The organism is Prochlorococcus marinus str. MIT 9312 (assembly GCF_000012645.1).
GTDB classification, from domain to species: Bacteria; Cyanobacteriota; Cyanobacteriia; order PCC-6307; family Cyanobiaceae; genus Prochlorococcus_A; species Prochlorococcus_A marinus_L.
In genome coordinates this window covers 1,689,368-1,709,204 of the sequence record NC_007577.1, presented here as the reverse complement: position 1 = coordinate 1,709,204, position 19,837 = coordinate 1,689,368, and the positions used below count along the sequence as shown (strand labels likewise).

At 31.5% G+C, this 19,837-nt stretch carries 16 protein-coding genes; 6 read left to right on the top strand and 10 right to left on the bottom strand.

All coding sequences use genetic code 11. The features are described from left to right. Positions 1-135 precede the first annotated feature (135 nt). The 3 genes from thrC to PMT9312_RS09315 are packed head-to-tail and all read right to left on the bottom strand — an operon-like array spanning position 136 to position 3,676. Positions 136-1,239, bottom strand: a complete 1,104-nt coding sequence (gene thrC, locus PMT9312_RS09325; protein ID WP_011377351.1) for a threonine synthase — start codon at positions 1,237-1,239, stop codon at positions 136-138. Between the two features lie 6 nt (positions 1,240-1,245). Beyond that, positions 1,246-1,818: an alpha/beta hydrolase gene (locus PMT9312_RS09320; RefSeq protein ID WP_011377350.1), complete on the bottom strand. Its 573-nt coding sequence runs from the start codon at positions 1,816-1,818 to the stop codon at positions 1,246-1,248. A 1-nt stretch (position 1,819) separates the two neighbouring features. Next, on the bottom strand, positions 1,820-3,676 hold the full coding sequence (locus tag PMT9312_RS09315; RefSeq protein ID WP_011377349.1) for an ABC1 kinase family protein: 1,857 nt from the start codon (positions 3,674-3,676) through the stop codon (positions 1,820-1,822). Positions 3,677-3,744: 68 nt separating this feature from the next. Here PMT9312_RS09315 and PMT9312_RS09310 point away from each other — a divergent pair, with 68 nt between their 5' ends. From PMT9312_RS09310 to PMT9312_RS09300, 3 genes are all read left to right on the top strand, one after another. Then, positions 3,745-5,424, top strand: coding sequence for an AAA family ATPase (locus tag PMT9312_RS09310; protein ID WP_011377348.1), 1,680 nt, complete (start codon positions 3,745-3,747; stop codon positions 5,422-5,424). A 57-nt stretch (positions 5,425-5,481) separates the two neighbouring features. Beyond that, on the top strand, positions 5,482-8,385 hold the full coding sequence (gene uvrA, locus PMT9312_RS09305; RefSeq protein ID WP_011377347.1) for an excinuclease ABC subunit UvrA: 2,904 nt from the start codon (positions 5,482-5,484) through the stop codon (positions 8,383-8,385). Between the two features lie 202 nt (positions 8,386-8,587). Next, positions 8,588-9,997 carry a glycosyltransferase gene (locus PMT9312_RS09300; protein ID WP_011377346.1) on the top strand — a complete coding sequence of 470 codons (1,410 nt, stop codon included), beginning with the start codon at positions 8,588-8,590 and terminating at the stop codon, positions 9,995-9,997. Here PMT9312_RS09300 and PMT9312_RS09295 read toward each other — a convergent pair. From PMT9312_RS09295 to PMT9312_RS09285, 3 genes are read right to left on the bottom strand one after another with little or no spacing between them, the layout of a single operon-like run. Continuing rightward, positions 9,931-10,176, bottom strand: coding sequence for a hypothetical protein (locus tag PMT9312_RS09295; protein ID WP_011377345.1), 246 nt, complete (start codon positions 10,174-10,176; stop codon positions 9,931-9,933). The two genes, PMT9312_RS09300 and PMT9312_RS09295, sit on opposite strands and share 67 nt — an antisense overlap. Positions 10,177-10,186: 10 nt before the next feature. After that, entirely contained in the window at positions 10,187-11,263 is a 1,077-nt protein-coding gene (mraY, locus tag PMT9312_RS09290) for a phospho-N-acetylmuramoyl-pentapeptide-transferase (RefSeq protein WP_011377344.1), read from the bottom strand. After that, complete coding sequence (locus PMT9312_RS09285) at positions 11,247-11,525, bottom strand: DUF3134 family protein (RefSeq protein WP_036924372.1); 279 nt, start codon at positions 11,523-11,525, stop codon at positions 11,247-11,249. The genes mraY and PMT9312_RS09285 overlap by 17 nt, the downstream gene beginning before the upstream one ends. A 284-nt stretch (positions 11,526-11,809) precedes the next feature. Between PMT9312_RS09285 and PMT9312_RS09275 the strand changes: the two genes are divergently transcribed. Continuing rightward, the gene (locus PMT9312_RS09275) at positions 11,810-13,024 is read left to right on the top strand and encodes an argininosuccinate synthase (RefSeq protein ID WP_011377342.1); all 1,215 of its coding nucleotides are present in this window, start codon (positions 11,810-11,812) and stop codon (positions 13,022-13,024) included. Positions 13,025-13,030: 6 nt separating this feature from the next. On the opposite strand, the gene rpsF is transcribed toward PMT9312_RS09275, so the two are convergent. Both rpsF and PMT9312_RS09265 read right to left on the bottom strand, forming a co-directional pair. Next, complete coding sequence (gene rpsF, locus PMT9312_RS09270; protein WP_011377341.1) at positions 13,031-13,489, bottom strand: 30S ribosomal protein S6; 459 nt, start codon at positions 13,487-13,489, stop codon at positions 13,031-13,033. A gap of 104 nt (positions 13,490-13,593) precedes the next feature. Further along, complete coding sequence (locus PMT9312_RS09265; protein ID WP_011377340.1) at positions 13,594-14,454, bottom strand: shikimate dehydrogenase; 861 nt, start codon at positions 14,452-14,454, stop codon at positions 13,594-13,596. A gap of 117 nt (positions 14,455-14,571) precedes the next feature. Between PMT9312_RS09265 and dnaK the strand changes: the two genes are divergently transcribed. Beyond that, positions 14,572-16,479: a molecular chaperone DnaK gene (dnaK, locus tag PMT9312_RS09260; RefSeq protein ID WP_036924388.1), complete on the top strand. Its 1,908-nt coding sequence runs from the start codon at positions 14,572-14,574 to the stop codon at positions 16,477-16,479. Here the strand turns inward: dnaK and PMT9312_RS09255 are convergent. Next, complete coding sequence (locus PMT9312_RS09255; protein WP_011377338.1) at positions 16,476-17,558, bottom strand: NAD(P)/FAD-dependent oxidoreductase; 1,083 nt, start codon at positions 17,556-17,558, stop codon at positions 16,476-16,478. The genes dnaK and PMT9312_RS09255 overlap by 4 nt on opposite strands. Before the next feature lie 48 nt (positions 17,559-17,606). Between PMT9312_RS09255 and purU the strand changes: the two genes are divergently transcribed. Next, the gene (gene purU, locus PMT9312_RS09250) at positions 17,607-18,461 is read left to right on the top strand and encodes a formyltetrahydrofolate deformylase (protein WP_011377337.1); all 855 of its coding nucleotides are present in this window, start codon (positions 17,607-17,609) and stop codon (positions 18,459-18,461) included. 10 nt (positions 18,462-18,471) lie between these two features. Here the strand turns inward: purU and PMT9312_RS09245 are convergent, their stop codons facing one another. Continuing rightward, entirely contained in the window at positions 18,472-19,830 is a 1,359-nt protein-coding gene (locus PMT9312_RS09245) for a ClC family H(+)/Cl(-) exchange transporter (RefSeq protein ID WP_011377336.1), read from the bottom strand. Between the last annotated feature and the right edge of the window lie 7 nt (positions 19,831-19,837).

Here is a 19,837-nt window from a genome sequence, read left to right as displayed (position 1 = left end):
TTTTATTTGTTAAATATATAAAAATATTTTTAATTTAAAAAAAAATAATCAACAAATTCAATTACTTTTTAAATATTTTTCAACAAATGATTTTTGTTTTTAATTGATTTCCACAGACACTAATTTTTTTGGTTTTTAATATCCTAAAATTTTAGTTATATTTTTTAACGAAGGTTCAATATTTTTCCTGAAAATAGCATCATTGTTATTAATAGCGCAATCAGGGTCTTTCAAGCCATTTCCAGTAAGAACACAAACAATAGTTGATTCTTTTTGAATTCTATTTTTATTTTTAATTAATCCAGCAACTGATGCTGCACTGGCAGGTTCACAAAACACTCCCTCTTTAGCAAGTATTTTATAAGCATTGATTATTTCTTCATCCGTAACTGATTGAAAGTCTCCTTTACTTTCTTTTTTTACTTTTTTTGCTTTTTCTCTATTAACAGGATTGCCAATTCTTATTGCTGTTGCAATTGTCTCGGGTTCTTTAATTATTATATTTTGCACTAGTGGTGCAGAGCCTTCGGATTGAAAACCCATCATAATTGGTAATTTTAAATTTCTTTTTATTTTTGAATATTCTTTAAACCCCATCCAATAAGCAGTTATATTTCCTGCATTACCCATTGGAATACAAAGCCAATCAGGTGCAATACCTAAGTCATCAACAATTTCAAAGGCTGCAGTCTTTTGACCTTGTATTCGATAGGGATTAACAGAATTAACAAGTTCTATTGGATGTTCAGCAGATAAATCTCTTACAATTTCTAGAGCTTTATCAAAGTTCCCATTAATAGATATTATCTCAGCACCATACATTAAAGCTTGTGCAAGCTTTCCTTGTGCAACAAATCCTTCTGGGATTAAAACATAAGGTTTTAATCCTCCTCTAGAAGCATATGCAGCAGCAGCAGCAGAAGTGTTTCCAGTGCTTGCACAAATTACAGCTTCACGCCCTTCTTCTTTTGCTTTGCTAATGGCCATAGTCATTCCCCGATCTTTAAAAGATCCTGTAGGGTTTAAACCATCATATTTTAAAAAAACCTTAGTTCCATTTCCAATCAATTTGCTAATTGAGTCACTAAAAATTAGTGGAGTATTTCCTTCGTTTAGTGAGATAATTGGAGTTTTTTTTGTAACTGGAAGATATTGTTTATAAGCATCAATTAGACCAGGCCATCTTTTTTTTCTGTAATTGATCCGTAATTTATTCTTAATTTTATTTAATAACACCATAGCTCATTAATTTGTTTTGATTTTTTCTAGAGGAGAGTTTGTAAAAAAGTCTAATAGTTCTGAAATTGATTCTACTTTATTCATAACTTTGCTTAAAGCGTTGACATCTAAAATAATAGTTTTTGTTGGATATCCTTCAAAAAAATTTATCATATTTATTTTCCCATTTCCTATGTTAATACCTTGAATTACACTCGCCCTAAGGGCCAACATACCTGTTCTTTGATCATCTGCCCTGGGAGGGTGGATTATAGATGAAAGTCTTGTTAAAAAAACATTTCCTATTTCTGAATATACTAATTTACTTGCAATCGTAATAGGGAGCTCAAAATCTTTATTTAATACTGATCTAATTTCTTTGTCTGTAGATCTAGTTGCTCTTAAAATTCTTCTTAATTTTTTTGTTGATTCACCTTCTTGAGCAAAAGTTTTTAATGAATTTACTTTAATTGTTCTAGAAAAAATGCTGTATATAATTTTAATTTCTTCAGCAGCATTAGCTTTTGGAATATTAAAAAGAAATTGAAAATTTATAATAATAAAAAATAATTTTATTATTATAATTTTATTAAAGTTCATATTAGATATTTGCTCCAGCGGCAATCTTTACGAGTCTAACTACTCCTTTTTCGGTTACTTTTTTTGCAATTTTTATACCCATTTCTTTTGTATAAGGCTCGTTAATAAGTCGAGGAACTCTTTTTAGAAAAATATCAATAGAATATCCTGGTACTTTCTGTAAAATCTCTAAAAAGTTTCTTAATGGTGTTACATACATTATAAGGTCACTTAAGTTGTTATTTTCATCAGTCATATTTAATTTAATTGAGTTAGGAAGATAGTGATTTAAATTTTTCAGTAGTTTAAGACTTATTAAATCTATTTGATTTGTTAGGCCTTCAATTATTTCATTTCTTAGAAACCCTCCTTTTGGTGAAAAGAGAAGATTGATGACTTCATCTAAAAGCTTTTCTAAATCAAGATTTGTTTGCTTTGCAGCGTTAGAAAGAAGATCTTCTAAGCGGTCCCATTTAAATTTTTTATCATCAAAAAGCATTTCTTTCAAACTTTCTCTTAATTGTGGGTCAGGATCTTCCATCAATCTTCTCGCAAAATATGGATAAGCTGCACCTAATATTTTAAAATTTGGGTCGACGCTTAATGCAATACCTTCTAATGTCAGTAATGACCTGATTATAAGCGCATAGTATGGGGGTAATCTGAATGGGAATTTATACATAACACCAGACATGTCGTCTGTAACGCTCTTGAAATCCATTTTTGAAACTCCTTGTTCAACTGCATTAATGAAAATATCCTGAAATGCGGGAACTATTGGTTCAAGATTAACTTCTTCGGATAAAAATCCTAATTTTACAAAATCTTGAGATAATTTATCGAAGTTTTTATTTACTAAATGTACAACTGCTTGTATTAAACCAGACCTAGAGTCTCTAGATACTTCGCTCATCATTCCAAAATCTAAATAACATAATCTGCCATCTTTCAAGGCTAATAAATTTCCTGGATGAGGGTCAGCGTGAAAAAAACCATGTTCTAAAAGCTGTTCTAAGCTGCACTGCACGCCTATATCTATCATCTTGTCAGGATCGATTCCTAATTTTTTTACATCTTCTAAATTAGTTAATTTTGTACCTTCGATCCATTCCATTGTTAAAACTCTTCTTGATGTTATTTCTTTATAAATTTTTGGCACGGCAATCATTTGGTTATGTTTATGCATATTTCTAAACTTTTCTGCATTTTCAGCTTCGTTTAAGTAATCCATCTCTTCAAAAACTCTCTTGCCTAATTCATCAATCAATGCCACGAGATCACTTCTTATTAATCCAATATTGTTTTTTAGCCAATAGGCAATATTTCTTACTATGTAAAGGTCTAAAGTAATCTGTTCTCTTAAACCTGGTCGTTGCACTTTAACTGCAACAATTTCTTCATTCTTTAGTTTACCTTTATGCACTTGACCTAGAGAAGCAGCAGAAATTGGTTCTTTATCAATTGCTAAAAAAATTTCATCTATTTTGGATCCTAAATCTTCTTCTATTAATTCCATAGCCTTATCACCATTAAATCCTGGTAGTTGATCTTGCAAGTTAGATAATTCTTCAAGAAGAATCCCTGGAATTATATCTGGCCTTGTTGATAAAGCTTGACCTGCTTTAACAAATGCTGGCCCAAGTTCTACTAATAAATTTGTTAATTCTTTTGCCCTAAATCTTGCAGTTTCATTATTATTTAATTTACCAGTTAATTTATCCCACCCTACAGAAAATATATAAGCAAAAATAGGTATAAGTGTTTGCCAAAGTCTTTTTAAAAGTCTTTTAGGGTTTTTTTTGTAAATTTTAGATATTGTATCTGGATCATAATCCAACAGTCCAGATACTTCAATAAAATCAGTAAAATCTTCTTTCATAACTTTATATATTTAATACCTTTATTTTTTTAAAAAAGAAGTTAATTTTTTTATATGGAAGATTTATCATGCTAATACAATTAAAAATAAAAAATATAGCCTTAATAGAAATTATAGAAATTAATTTTGAAAAAGGTTTGAACATCATTACTGGGGATTCTGGTTCAGGAAAATCACTTGTTTTAGATTCCTTAAATGTTTTATTTGGTGGAACCAATATACCTTTAAAGCACTTAATACGTCCAGGAAAAGATCATTGTGCTATCGAGGCAAAATTTTCTTCTTCTTTTCACATTAATAACTGGTTAATTAGTAATGGTTTTCAAAGCAGTTCTTCAGTACTAAATATCAAAAGAATATCTTATAGAAAAAATAATAAAGTTTTATCCAAATATAGCCTTAACAATTTATCAATTAACAAAAAATCGTTAGAAGAACTTGGAGGATTATTAATAGATTTTGCAGGTCAATCAGATACTTTTATATTTCATACTCAAGATAAGAGAAGATTAATTATTGATGATTTATGTTCGCATGAATTTAGAGATACTAGTGCAAAGATTAAAAAAATATGGGGGGAAAGTCAGTTTTTAAAAGGATTAATGAATGAAAAAATAGAATCTTCTAGGAAGCAAGATGAAAACAATTTAGTAATTAAACAAATGTTGAAGAGTTTAGAGGAAGCTAACTTAAATTCCAGTGAGGAAATCTTAGAATTAGAGTCACTAGAAAATAAACTTGTAAATAATCTCGAAATAAATCATTCAATTCAATCATGTTTAGATAACTTAAATAATTTTAGCCATGATGAACCATCAGTCGCTTTTTTGATAAATCAATCAATCAAAAATTTAAACAGAACATCAGATTTTGATTTAAAAATTCAAAAGTTTAGAGATAAGTTATTAGATATCCAAACTTATGTTGAAGATCTCATTTTTGCTCTAAATTCATATATACAAGACATAGATAATCATGAATCTAATCTTTCAGAAATACAACAAAGATTATTTTTTTTAAAAAACTTGGAAAGAACTTTTTCATTAGCCCTACCTCAATTAATTGAAAAGCGAGATCAATTAAGGACACACTTTCTAAAAAACGATAAAGATAATGAGATTCGTAATATTGAAAATCAAATTGAAAATTTACAAAGTAAATTAAATTCTTTATTTCTTAATCAATCTTCTGAAAGAAAAAAAGTTGCCAAACAGTTACAAGATTCAGTAATCTCCATTTTAAGAAATCTAGGATTAGAAAATGCAAATTTTTCTATTCAATTTTCCGAATGTAAGCCCTCTGGGGATGGAATTGATAATATAAATTTTTTGTTTTCGGCTAATCCTGATCAGAAGCTTGCTCCATTATCAAATGTTATTTCTGGTGGAGAAATGTCAAGATTCTTATTAGCTATTAAATCTAGTATTTCTAAAAAACCAAATACTTTCTTTTTAGATGAAATTGATAACGGTTTAAGTGGTAAATCCTTATTTTCTTTGGTTGAGCTAATAAAAGAAATTTCTAAAGGCCAACAGGTTTTATGTATTACACATCAGCCTTTCTTAGCTGCTCGAGGATTAGCTCATTTTAAAGTTAATAAAAACGTAATGGATGGAATAACTTATACTTCAATATCAAAACTAACTACAAAAAAACAACGACAACATGAATTAATAGAACTTATTGGTGGTGCTTCTGCTGAAGTAAATGATTATGCTTCTAGACTTTTAGACCAAGCAGCTGCATAAAATAGAAAAAATTCTACTATAATAGTTTTTTTAATCATAAATTAGATTTAAGTAAGTATGGTTAATAAAATTGATAATAGTTTTGAAGAAGACAACTCAATTAATATTAGGGGAGCTCGTCAGCATAATTTAAAAAATATTGACCTTTCTCTACCTAGAAATAAATTTATAGTTTTTACAGGTGTTAGTGGAAGCGGTAAAAGTTCTTTAGCTTTTGATACGATTTTTGCTGAAGGTCAAAGAAGATATGTTGAGAGTCTTTCTGCATACGCAAGGCAATTTTTGGGACAAGTAGATAAACCTGATGTTGATAATATTGAGGGCTTATCACCTGCTATTTCAATTGATCAAAAATCTACAAGTCATAATCCTCGATCAACAGTTGGAACAGTAACAGAGATACAAGATTATCTAAGATTGTTGTTTGGTCGCGCTGGTGAGCCGCATTGTCATCACTGTGGGATTCCAATTGCGCCTCAAACAATTGATGAAATGGTTGATCAAATTCTTCTATTGCCAGAAGGAACGAGGTATCAATTGTTGGCCCCTGTTGTAAGAGGTAAAAAAGGAACACATACAAAATTAATAAGTGGATTAGCTGCTGAGGGCTTCGCTAGGGTAAGAATCAACGACGAGGTAAGAGAACTTGCTGATAGTATTGAATTAGATAAAAATCAAATTCATAATATTGAGGTAGTAGTTGATAGATTAATTGCAAGAGAAGGAATACAAGAAAGATTGAATGATTCTCTACAAACTTGTCTTAAAAGAGGCGATGGTTTGGCAATAGTAGAAGTTGTTCCAAAAAAAGGAGAAAACTTACCTCCTAACTTAGAGAGAGAAAAACTTTACTCAGAAAATTATGCCTGTCCAGTTCATGGTTCTATTGTCGAGGAACTTTCTCCTAGATTATTTTCCTTTAACAGCCCATATGGGGCCTGTCCAGACTGTCATGGGATTGGTTATTTAAAAAAATTTACTGCTGATAGAGTTATACCAGATAAAACATTACCTGTTTATGCTGCAATAGCGCCTTGGAGTGAAAAAGATAATACTTATTACTTCTCTTTACTTTATTCTGTAGGACAAGCTTATGGTTTTGAATTGAAAACTCCTTGGAAAGATTTAAGTGATTTGCAAAAAAAAGTTCTACTTTTGGGATCAGATAAACCGATATTAATTCAAGCTGATAGTCGTTTTAAAACTGCTAGTGGTTTTGAAAGACCTTTTGAGGGTATTTTACCAATATTAGAAAGGCAGTTGAATGAAGCTAATGGAGAATCAGTTAAACAAAAATTAGAAAAGTATCTAGAATTAGTTCCTTGTAAGACATGTTCTGGAAAAAGACTAAGACCTGAGGCTTTGGCCGTTAAAATTGGTCCATACAATATTACTGACTTAACTTCTGTAAGCGTTTCTGAAACCCTAACTCACGTTGAGCGCATAATGGGAGTAGGGAAGACTCAGAAGGAAAATATATCTTTATCAGAAAAACAAAAGCAGATAGGTGAATTGGTTTTAAAAGAGATTCGTTTACGTTTGAAGTTTTTAATTAATGTTGGTCTAGATTATTTAACTTTAGATAGACCAGCTATGACTTTGTCTGGCGGAGAAGCTCAGCGTATCAGATTAGCTACTCAAATAGGCGCAGGTCTTACTGGTGTTCTATATGTATTAGATGAACCAAGTATTGGGTTACATCAGAGAGACAATGACAGATTATTAGAAACATTAAAAAGCTTAAGAGACTTAGGAAATACTTTAGTTGTTGTTGAACATGACGAAGATACTATGAAATCTGCAGATTATTTAGTAGATATTGGCCCAGGGGCAGGTATTTATGGTGGGGAAATTATTGCTAAGGGATCATATCAAGATGTCTTAAAATCAGAGAGGTCAATAACTGGGGCTTATCTTAGTGGTAGGAAGTCGATTCCTACTCCAAAAAAACGTAGATCATCTATTAAAAAAAGTTTAATTTTAAATAATTGTTCTAAAAATAATTTAAAAAATGTATCGGTAGAATTTCCTTTAGGAAGATTAGTTTCTGTAACTGGTGTTAGCGGTAGTGGGAAAAGTACCTTAATAAATGAATTACTTCACCCTGCCTTGTGTCATTCTCTAGGATTAAAAGTTCCTTTTCCTAAAGGGGTAGAAGAGTTAAAGGGTATAAAGGCAATTGATAAAGTTATCGTTATTGATCAATCTCCAATAGGAAGAACACCAAGATCAAACCCTGCCACCTATACAGGTGCTTTTGACCCTATAAGGCAGATATTTACCGCCACAGTGGAAGCCAAAGCCAGGGGTTATCAGGCTGGTCAGTTTAGTTTTAATGTGAAAGGAGGAAGATGCGAAGCGTGTAAAGGTCAGGGAGTTAATGTTATCGAAATGAATTTCCTACCTGATGTGTATGTTCAATGCGAAGTGTGCAAAGGAGCTAGGTTTAATAGGGAAACTCTTCAAGTTAAATATAAAGGCTTTAATATATCTGATGTTTTAGAGATGACTGTTGAACAAGCTGCAGAAACTTTTTCTGCCATACCTCAAGCTTCTGATAGATTATCTACACTTGTGGATGTCGGCTTAGGATATGTCAAATTAGGCCAACCTGCCCCTACATTATCTGGCGGAGAGGCTCAAAGAGTTAAGTTAGCTACAGAATTATCTAAAAGGGCTACTGGAAAAACTCTGTATTTAATTGATGAACCAACTACAGGTTTAAGTTTTTATGATGTTCATAAATTAATGGATGTGATACAACGTTTGGTAGATAAAGGGAATTCTGTAATTGTTATCGAACACAATTTAGATGTAATTAGATGTTCTGATTGGATCATTGATTTAGGACCTGATGGAGGAGATAAAGGTGGCGAAATTATTGCAGAAGGTATTCCTGAAGATGTAGCGAAACATCCCAAAAGCCATACAGCAAAATATCTTAAAAAAGTTCTCAAATAAAAAACCTTTGTTGTATTTCTTTGTATTTTTAATTATTTGAGTAAAATAAAATTCTTTTTTAACGAGGTATAATATCTTTCTATAACTGCTTTTTCATAAACTTTTGGATTAAAAAAAAATTAAAATCATAATGCTTTCTTAATATTTCCTTTGGAAATTCAGCTTATTTGTATTAAAAGCGATTTATCTGAGGATTTGCTGAATGAGGTTTAAATTTTTATATTTACATTTACATGGTCTTATACGCTCTAAAAATCTTGAATTAGGGAGAGATGCAGATACAGGAGGTCAAACACAATACGTTTTAGAGTTAGTTAAAAGTTTGGCTAATACTTCTGATGTTGACCAAGTAGATTTAGTCACTCGTTTAATAAAAGACTCTAAAGTTGACGATCAATATTCGCAAGAAGAAGAATTTGTAGAGCCTGGAGTTAGAATTTTAAGATTTAAATTTGGACCTAATAAATATTTAAGAAAGGAATTGCTTTGGCCTTATTTAGATCATTTAACTGAAAGCCTTATTTCTTACTATAAAAAAAATAAAAAGCCTAATTTTATACATGCACATTATGCAGATGCTGGATATGTAGGCGTTAAATTAAGTAAATCCTTAAAAGTTCCACTTATTTTTACTGGTCATTCTTTAGGAAGAGAAAAAAAGAGGAAATTGCTTGATGCTGGCTTAACAACTAATAAAATAGAAAAGCTTTATTCCATCAGTAAAAGAATTGAGGCAGAAGAAAAAGCGTTAAATTCCGCAGATATTGTTGTAACAAGCACTAAACAAGAGTCAGTTTATCAATATTCCCAATATTCTTCTTTTTCAACTCACAAAGCTAAAGTAATTCCGCCAGGAGTTGATCATAAAAAATTTCACCATATTCACTCGACAACAGAGACAGCTGAAATTGACAATATGATGCAACCTTTTTTAAAGGATTCTACAAAACCTCCATTATTGACTATTTCAAGAGCTGTACGAAGAAAAAATATCCCCTCTTTGATTGAGGCATACGGAAGATCTGAAAAATTAAAAAGAAAAACCAATTTAATTTTGATTTTGGGTTGTCGAGATAGTACTTCAAAACTTGACCCTCAACAAAAAGATGTATTCCATAACATTTTCGAAACAATTGATAAATATAATTTGTATGGAAAGGTAGCTTATCCAAAAAAACATCTTCCAAGTCAGATACCTTCTTTGTATAGGTGGGCTGCTAGTAAAGGGGGGTTATTTGTAAATCCAGCTTTAACAGAGCCTTTTGGTTTAACACTTCTTGAAGCTTCTTCTTGTGGATTGCCAATAATATCAACAAATGATGGAGGACCAAAAGAAATTCACTCAAAATGTGAAAATGGACTTCTAGTAGATGTTACTGATATTAATAAGTTGAAAGTTATTCTTGAAAAAGGAATTTCTAATAATGAACAGTGGAAATTATGGAGCAGAAATGGAATTGAGGGTGTTAATAGGCATTACAGTTGGAACAATCATGTACGCAATTATTTATCAATACTTACAGACGAGTTTGCAAGTTCAAATAGTTATTCTTCATCCGATATTAAACAGAGTTGTTTAAAAGGAAGTTCTTCACTTATAAAACCCCATTGATCAAATACTTTAGGATCAGGGTGAAGAATTAGTTGATTGTTATGCTTTTTCTTTAGTTTGAAGCCTTTTTTAGATAGTGTTTTCATTAAGTTAGCAGTTTCTTCAAATCTTGATGCCATTGCATCAAGACTCGAGCAGTCACTCGTTAATCCATTATCTTTCCATGTAAAAAAACTCATAACAAATTTTTTAAAGATTGATTTTTAAAACTATACCTAAAATCACAAGCAAAATGTTGATTTTCCAAAAATTTTCCACTATTTTTTGTTCCTTAACTCCTTTAAGTTCAAAATGGTGGTGCAGTGGTGCCATTAAAAATATGCGTTTCCCATTGTGAAATAATTTTTTTGTAATTTTAAAAACCCCTACTTGAATCATTACTGATAAAGATTCAATAATGAAGATTCCTGAGAAAATAGATAAGGTAAAAACACTATTGGTTAATAACGCTATAGAACCGAGAATTGCACCAATACTTAAAGAACCTGTATCACCCATAAATATTTTTGCAGGATAACTATTGTATTTTAGAAATCCTAAACATATCCCAGACATTGAATAACATAAAATACTAAAAATAATTAGCTCTTGCTGTTCTTTCATTAATATTTCTGTTCCCAAGCCATAAAAGACAATCCCACTACATCCAGCGGCTAATCCATCTAGTCCATCAGTCAAATTTACTGAATTACTTATGCCAACTAATACTAAAAAAGAAATTGGCAATGTGAAAATGTTCATATTTATTTGCCAGGAGTCAGATACTGTAATTAATGGATTTATTAAATCTTTTTCATAGGCTAAAAATATAAAAATTATTGCAATGATACTTTGTAAGAAAAATTTTTCTTTTGTTTTTAATCCTGTATTCTGCTCTTTTTTAATGCTTAAAAAATCATCTACAAAACCTGTAATAAAGAAACCAAAAATAGTAAGTAATAAAAGGAATAATTTTAGAGAACCTAAATTTATATTTATTATCAAAAGAAAAATTAAAAAAGGTATTACCATAAAAACCCCACCCATTGTTGGTGTATCACTTTTCTTCAAGTGATTAGCAGGACCTTCAGTTCTAATATTTTGAAGTAAATTTAATTTTTTGATTATTTTTATACCATTCTTTGTTGTGAATAAAGAAATAAAAAAAAATAATGTGTAAACTCCTATAAAAATAAAATTATTAAACAAATAGGAAGTAGCTATTAAAGCAAAAGTATTTAATATTAATAATGATTTAAAGTTAAACTTTTTAATCTTCCCAATCATCTTCTGAAGAGTCTTCTTCAGTTTTATAATCTTCTTTTTCTCCCATAAGTGCTGATAGCTCTTCTTCTTCTATTGTACTAATCTCTTGTGAATCTCCCTCTTTTTCAGCAACAAGCCTTCCTGTATTTTCAAGCCAAGATAGTAGATCTGGTTCATCTCTTAATGGTAAAACAGGAGCTGGATCATCTCTGTGGTAGCAAGTTAAAGCGGGATTAACTTCAGAAATATCTTCTAATCTAATTTTTAGTTTATTTGAATCCATGAAAGGAGAGGTTCTATATATAAGATAATACATAATGATGGACTCGAAAAACTTTGTTTGATAAAGGAAATTTAAAATACTTTTTTATTTGGCCAATTTCATTGTTATTGTCTGGATTATTTAAACTTATTGGATACTTAAATCCCAATGTTTTATTAATTAATAACTTTCTTCTCTTAGTACTAGTTTTTGGTCCAGCTCTTTTAGTTACAATAATATTAGTTTTTAATAAGTTATCAAATTCTTAATTACGTCAAAAATTTAAATTTATGGAGCAAATTTAAATGCAGCAGGTAAACAAAGTTGTACTAGCCTATTCCGGTGGAGTTGATACGAGCGTTTGTATTCCATATTTAAAGAATGAATATGGCATTTCAGAAGTGGTTACTTTTGTGGCAGATCTTGGACAAGGCGAGGATTTGGAACTTATTAGGAAAAAAGCCTTAAATTCAGGTGCATCTAAATCAATAATTGGTAATTTAGTTAGTAGTTTTGTTGAGAGATATGCTTTTCCTGCTATTAGAGCAAATGCACTCTATCTAGATAAATATCCTTTATCTACAGCTCTTGCTAGGCCTTTAATTGCTGAAAACCTGGTAAATATTGCTCGAGAGATTAATGCCGATGCAGTAGCTCATGGATGTACTGGTAAAGGGAATGATCAAGTTCGATTTGATTTAGCAATTAATGCTTTAGGCCCTGATTTGAAAATAATTACTCCCGCAAGGGAGTGGAATATGAGTAGGGAAGAGGCAATATTGTATGGAGAAAAATTTGGTATTCCTGCACCAGTATCTAAAAAATCACCATATTCAATAGACGTTAACTTACTTGGTAGGAGTATTGAAGCCGGTATATTAGAAGATCCCATGCAAGAGGCACCTGAAGATATTTTTGCAATGACATCATCAATTAATAATTCACCTGAGTCTCCGTTAGATATAGAAATTATTTTTAAAAATGGCTTCCCAGTTGGAATCAACAATGAATTTTTAAATCCAGTGGAGATTATCCAAAAAGCTAATGTTCTTGCAGGTGAATATGGTTTTGGAAGAATAGATATGATGGAAGATCGAGTGGTAGGAATTAAAAGTAGAGAGATTTATGAAACGCCTGGTCTCTTACTATTAATAAAAGCTCACAAGGAATTGGAAAGTATTACATTAAATCCAGATGTTATTGATTTTAAAGGAGTCGTCGAAAAAAAATGGGGTCAATTAGTTTATCAAGGTTTTTGGTTTGGTCCTCTCAAGGAGAGTTTAGATGCTTTTATTGCATCGACTCAAACTTCAGTTAATGGACGAGTAAAGATTAGACTTCATAAGGGGAATGCAATAGTAATTGGAAGAATCTCAGAAAATAATTCACTTTATAGAGAGGATTTGGCAACTTATAGTCAAGACGATGTTTTTAAACATTCCTTAGCGGAGGGTTTTATTTATATGTGGGGTATGTCTAATAAAATATGGGCAGAGTTAAATTCAAAAAAAATTGATTAACAATATCTAAGATTCTGTATTTTCTTTAATTTCATTATCGTCTTTTTTTGTTGTTGAAGTATCAGAGTTTGTTACTGATTGCTCTTCTTTAGATTCAACTTTAGTTTCTGGATTATCTTTATTTTCTGATTGAGTTGAACTCTTATTTGAAGGTTTTGGAGTAGGTAAAGGCCCTTCTTGTTTAACGGTCATATATCTAATAACATCTTCACTAATTCTCATTGCTTTTTCAATTTTGAAAATATGTTGCCCATCACCTTGATGACTTAGTTGGACGTAAATACCTTCTCTATGTTTGGCAATTTGATAAGCTAATCTTCGCTTACCTCGCATTTGACTATCAAGGATGGTTCCGCCAAATTCTTCTAAAAGCTTATTGTATTTATCAATATGATTGGTTACTTCATCTTCCGCGATATCTGGGCGGAGGATGTACATGGTTTCATAGTAAGATTGATTGGTCATAGTTTCAGACAAGGTCTTAGGCTCATGATTGATGTGATGAGCGTCTGTTCATTATTTACGATACATTATGATGTGCAGTTTCTTAATAATTAGCATCATTTTTTTTAAAGATAATTTTTTAATGCGTCATTCATAATATGAAAAGGTACTTCTAAACCATTTGTCCAAAATGATAATGATTTCGCTCCTTGAGCAACAAGCATTTTGAGACCATCGATAGTTATGCATCCTTTTTTGGCACTAAATTTCAATAGAGGAGTTGGAGCAGGATTGTAGATTAAATCGTAAACAATTGTTTTCGAGTTAAGAGATCTCCAAAATACGTCCCCATATGGCAATACATTCATCTCATGTTTAGTTGTTTTCATTCCTACAGGTGTTGTATTTACAATTAAATCTGCCTCTTCAATTAAAGTTTCAGTCCTATTATCATTATTTAACAAACCCTCAATTGTAATTTGATTTTCAAAATTTTTTATTAATTCATCTAGTGATGACTTGTTACGTGATACTACTGAAATTGTAGAAAAATTTAAATTTATTAATCCTTGAATAACAGATCTTGCTGCACCACCCGAGCCAAGAACGATCGATTGTTTCTTTGTTAAATTTAATGTTTTTAATGGATAAATAAATCCCTCAACATCTGTATTAGTTGCGCTCCATTCTTTTGCAGAGTTTAATTTTAAGGTATTAATTGCTTTCAGTTTATTAGCAATAGGAGAAATTTCACTACAAAGGTCAAATACTTTTTCTTTATGGGGAATTGTAATATTTAAACCTTTGCAATTAATTTTTTTCAAAGAATTCATAACTAGTTCTAGATCTTCATCTTTACAAGGCATAGCAATATAAATTAAATCTAAGCCTAAATACTGAAGGGCAGCATTTTGCATGATTGGCGACAAAGAATGGCTTACTGGATTGCCGATTAATGCAATAAAAGAGGTCTTACTTGAAATCATGTTTAGAAATTTTTTCTTAAAAAATAACGATCTGTTCGGGAACCACACCCCGTCTTTGAGTAACAATAATGACGCCAATGACCGATTATGGAGAATATCAAATATAAGAATTTACCCATGGGTAAGGTTGTAGGAATCGATTTAGGAACAACTAATAGTTGTGTCGCTGTAATGGAAGGTGGTAAACCCACTGTAATAGCAAATGCTGAGGGTTTCAGAACTACTCCATCAGTTGTTGCATATACAAAAAATCAAGATCAGCTTGTTGGACAAATCGCAAAAAGACAAGCTGTAATGAATCCTGAAAATACTTTTTATTCTGCAAAGCGTTTTGTAGGTCGAAGAGTTGATGAAGTTAATGAAGAATCTAAAGAAGTTAGTTATTCTGTTGAAAAATCTGGCTCTAGTGTCAAATTAAAGTGCCCTATTTTAAATAAGCAGTTTTCTCCTGAAGAGGTAAGTTCTCAAGTTTTAAGAAAGTTAGCAGATGATGCAGGTAAATACCTTGGCCAACAAGTTACACAGGCTGTAATTACAGTTCCAGCTTATTTTAATGACTCTCAAAGGCAGGCTACAAAAGACGCAGGAAAGATTGCTGGTTTAGAAGTTCTCAGAATTGTGAATGAGCCAACTGCTGCAGCTTTAGCGTATGGTTTGGATAAAGAAAATGAAAAAATTCTTGTTTTTGATTTAGGTGGAGGAACATTTGATGTCTCAGTTATTGAAGCTGGTGATGGAGTCACTGAAGTCCTATCTACATCTGGAGATACCCATCTTGGTGGTGATGATTTTGATAGATGTATCGTAGATCATTTAGCTAGTAATTTTAAATCAAATGAGGGGATCGACCTTAGACAAGATAAGCAGGCTTTACAAAGACTGACTGAAGCAGCAGAAAAAGCAAAAATCGAGCTTTCTAATGCTACGCAAAGTGAAATAAATTTACCTTTTATCACAGCGACCCCTGAAGGTCCAAAACATTTGGATTTGAACTTAACTCGAGCAAAGTTTGAGGAATTAGCCGCTTCTTTAATTGATAGGTGCAAGACTCCAGTTGAGAGAGCTATAAGTGATGCAAAAATTTCTACTAGTGAAATTGATGAAGTTGTAATGGTGGGAGGCTCATCAAGAATACCTGCTGTTTTAGATTTGGTTAAAAAAATAATTGGTAAAGAACCAAATCAAACTGTTAATCCTGATGAAGTGGTAGCTGTTGGAGCTGCCATTCAGGGAGGGGTTTTAGCAGGAGAGGTTAAAGATATATTGTTGCTTGACGTTACTCCACTTTCTTTAGGCGTAGAGACTTTAGGGGGAGTAATGACAAAAATGATAAATCGAAATACTACAGTGCCTACTAAGAAATCTGAAACATATTCAACTGCTGTGGACGGTCAAACAAATGTTGAAATTCACGTATTACAGGGTGAACGGGAAATGGCTTCTGATAACAAAAGTTTAGGAACTTTTAGATTGGATGGCATACCTTCAGCACCAAGAGGCGTTCCGCAGATTGAAGTTACATTCGATATTGATGCAAATGGTATTCTGAGTGTTACTGCTAAAGATAAGGGTAGTGGTAAAGAACAAAGTATTTCCATAACTGGTGCTTCTACTTTATCCGATAATGAAGTAGAAAAAATGGTAAAAGATGCTGAATCAAATGCATCTGCTGATAAAGATAAAAGAGAAAAAATTGATTTAAAGAATCAAGCTGAAACACTTGTTTATCAGACAGAAAAGCAACTTAGTGAACTGGGAGATAAAATTGATGCTGCAGCAAAGTCTAAAGTTGAAGAAAAAAGTAATGCTTTAAAAGAGGCAACATCAAAAGAAGATTATGAATCAATGAAAAAATTGCTTGAAGAGCTTCAGCAAGAACTCTATGCAGTTGGCTCATCTGTTTATCAGCAACCCGGTAATCAGCCTCCATCCCCTGGCTCAACAGGTAGTCCTGATCAGAACGACTCAAATGAAAAAGATGGAGATGATGTAATTGATGCAGACTTCACTGAAACAAAAGATTAAGAAAGGTAATTTTTAATTTCATTAGCAACCCATTTAGAACAAGCTGGAGCAAGTAAAATTCCATTTTTATAAAAACCTGTACATATAATTAGTCCATCTTCTAAGTTTTTAATTATTGGTGAAGGCTCACCATCAGGTCTTGACCTAATCCCTGACCATTTTCTTATAATATTTCCTTGTACAAGCCAATTAGGTTTTTTATCGAGAAAATTTGTGAGTTTTTCGAATGTATTTTCGTCTGGCTTAGTACTATATTCGTCAGTTGATCCAATAATTAGCTTATTTTTTGATTTTGGAATTATATTTTTACCATTAATATTGAATTGTTTTGGCAGCGATAATAAATCAACTTCTGCATCATTTATCTCAATTTCCATAGCTTGACCTAAAACAGGTTTTAATTTGATGTTGTGAGATAGGTTATCTATTAAATCAATCGCTTTTAGTGAATTACACAAAATAAGCATGTCAGATTTGATGTTTTCATTATTCCTTGTTGTAGAAATCCATTGATTGTTTGATTTTCTTATTTTTATTATTTCTCTTTGTAAATAATTTACTTTTTTATGTTTTAAACATTTATCTAATGTTTGAAGTAAAGACAAAGCATTTATTCTTCCATCTTTGAAGGAAATTATCCCTTTTATATTGTTTGTTTTGAAGGCTTTATTTATATTATTGATTAATATTGAGTCTCTTTCTAAAATTCGTAAGTTTTGATCATTATTTTCATAAATAAATTTCTCTAATTTTTTGAACTTTTCTTCATTAGTCGTTAGTTGTATTAATGGTTTTTCGATATTTAATTTATAATTAAATTTTTGCAAGAATTTAATCCATTGTGGCCATAATTCAATGCTTTGTTTTCTGAGATCCCAACTTCTACCTCTTCTTTTTTGATACATATTACCCATTAGCAAGCCTAAAGCTGCATTGCTACTATTTTGGAGTTGAGTTGGATCTATTATTGTTATCTGGAAACCTAATTCTGATAATTCTAAGGCGTTAAATTTTCCAATAATCCCAGATCCAATAATGACTATGTGTGCTTTTTGAAAATTTTCTTTTAAGCTTTTCATTGATATATTATATATACTTGCTTATTTGACTTAATAGTTAAAGATTTTTTGGAACATCCTTCAATTATATTCAAAATTGTTTGTCCCGATCGTCCTGGCCTTGTAAGTTTACTTACAAGTTGGATTTCAAATTACGGTGGAAACATAAAACATTCTGATCATCACACAGATCAAGATGCGGGTTTGTTTCTTAGTCGAATTGAATGGAATAGTAAAAATGCATCTTTAAATAGATATGAAATCTATAAAGAATTTGAAAAAATTGCAGATGAAGTAAATGGAAAATTTAACGTAAATTATTCTGATGAAATTCCAAATGTTGCTATTTTCGTGAGTAAGCAAAATCATTGTTTGATTGATTTGCTTTGGCGAGTAAGAAATGGTGAACTCAAAATGAAAGTGCCGTTAATAATTTCTAATCATTCTGATCTTGAAAATATTGCAAATGATTTTAATGCAAAATTTGTCTATATTGATACCTTTAATACTGACAAATCTATTGTTGAAGATCAATTTTTAAATTTATTAAAAGAATATGAAATTGATCTTGTTGTATTAGCCAAATATATGCAAATTTTGAGTGACTCTTTTTTAAAAAAGTTTTCTTCAATAATAAATATTCATCATTCTTTCTTACCTGCATTTAAGGGCGGGCAACCATATCATCGAGCATGGAAGAGAGGTGTTAAATTAATCGGTGCTACTGCTCACTATGTTACTGAAGATCTTGATGAAGGCCCGATAATAGAGCAATGCACAGTTAATGTAAGTCATAGGGATGAAGTTGATGATTTGATAAGAAAAGGGAGAGATATTGAAAGAATAGCTTTAGCAAGAGCGGTTAGATTACATCTAAATCATCAAGTATTTGTTTATAACAGCAAAACTGCTGTTTTTGATTGAAGATAGTTTCTTAGTCTTCTAATTCTATTTGTATTTGTCTTTCATAAATTGATTCTTCATTAAAAGCTCTTGCTATCAAGAAACTGGCAATGCAGCTGATTAAGACAGGTTTCATTATTAATAAATTTTTTGTTAAAGCAAAAGCTAAAAACATTGCTGTTATTGGTGTTCGTGAACAGCCAGCTACGAAAGCTCCCATTCCCGCAAAAATGTACGTACTTGGAGCATGTCCTGTCGCAATTTCTACCCAGCTTCCCATTATTAGTCCGATTGCTCCTCCTAAAGTAAGCATTGGATAGAATAATCCTCCAGGAGCTCCAGATGCTGCAGCCAAACCAGTCGTGATAAATAGTACTAAAACTGCTAATAAAGCAATTCCAATACTTATATTTTGTTCAGCTATTATTTTCTGTAATTCATCTAAATTATGAAATGTACTGGGTAAACAAGAGTAGATACTTCCTAAAATAAGTCCACAGATACTCATTTTTAAAACAAATTTATTTTTATACCACTTTTTTCCAAGATTTTGCATTAACAAAACATATCTGCTGTACAATTCTGCAAATATCCCAATAATTATTCCCAGTAAAACTAAGTAAATAAAATCTACAGGTAAGAAAAAAACTGATGGGTCATATTCTTTTTGAATCAAAAATCCGAGGTTAAAATCAAAGCCTCCTGCTTTAGGATCTAAACCCAAGGCTTGAATAATATCAGCAGATGAATCTGCAATAAAAGTTGTAATTACTACTAATAGCAAAATTACTGGTCTAGCAGAGTTTAATAACTCTTCTATTGCATAGACAAACCCTCCTAATGGAGCGCTAAATACTGCAGCTATTCCAGCACCACCACCTGCTGCTACGATTACTCTTCTGAAAGCTGTAGGAGCTTTGAGCCACTTGGCCATTTGCCAAGCTACTGATCCTCCCATTTGAACTGATGGACCTTCTGGGCCTAAAGGGAATCCACTGCCAATAGCAATAATTCCTGATATGAGCTTTACTAATCCTACTTTTAAATTCATTGGAACTTTTTTATGTCTTAAGAAACCCATGATTTGACTCACACCTGAACCTTTTGCAGCAGGTGCAATATTTTTGATCAAATATCCTGCAATAGCTCCTCCTAGAGCTCCAAAAATAGGTAAGACCGCAATAGATGGGAATTGGTCTAATAATGCTAATCTCCAATTATTAATAAAATAGATTCCAGTTTTAAAAGATATGCTTGTAATTGAGGCCCCTAAACCTGTTAATAAGAGTGAAAATACAACGACTAGAGATCTTTGTCTTAATAATTTTTTAATGCTACGAGAAGAATTATTACTTGTTTTTTGAATATTATCTTTTATAAAGTTTGGCATAGTCCAT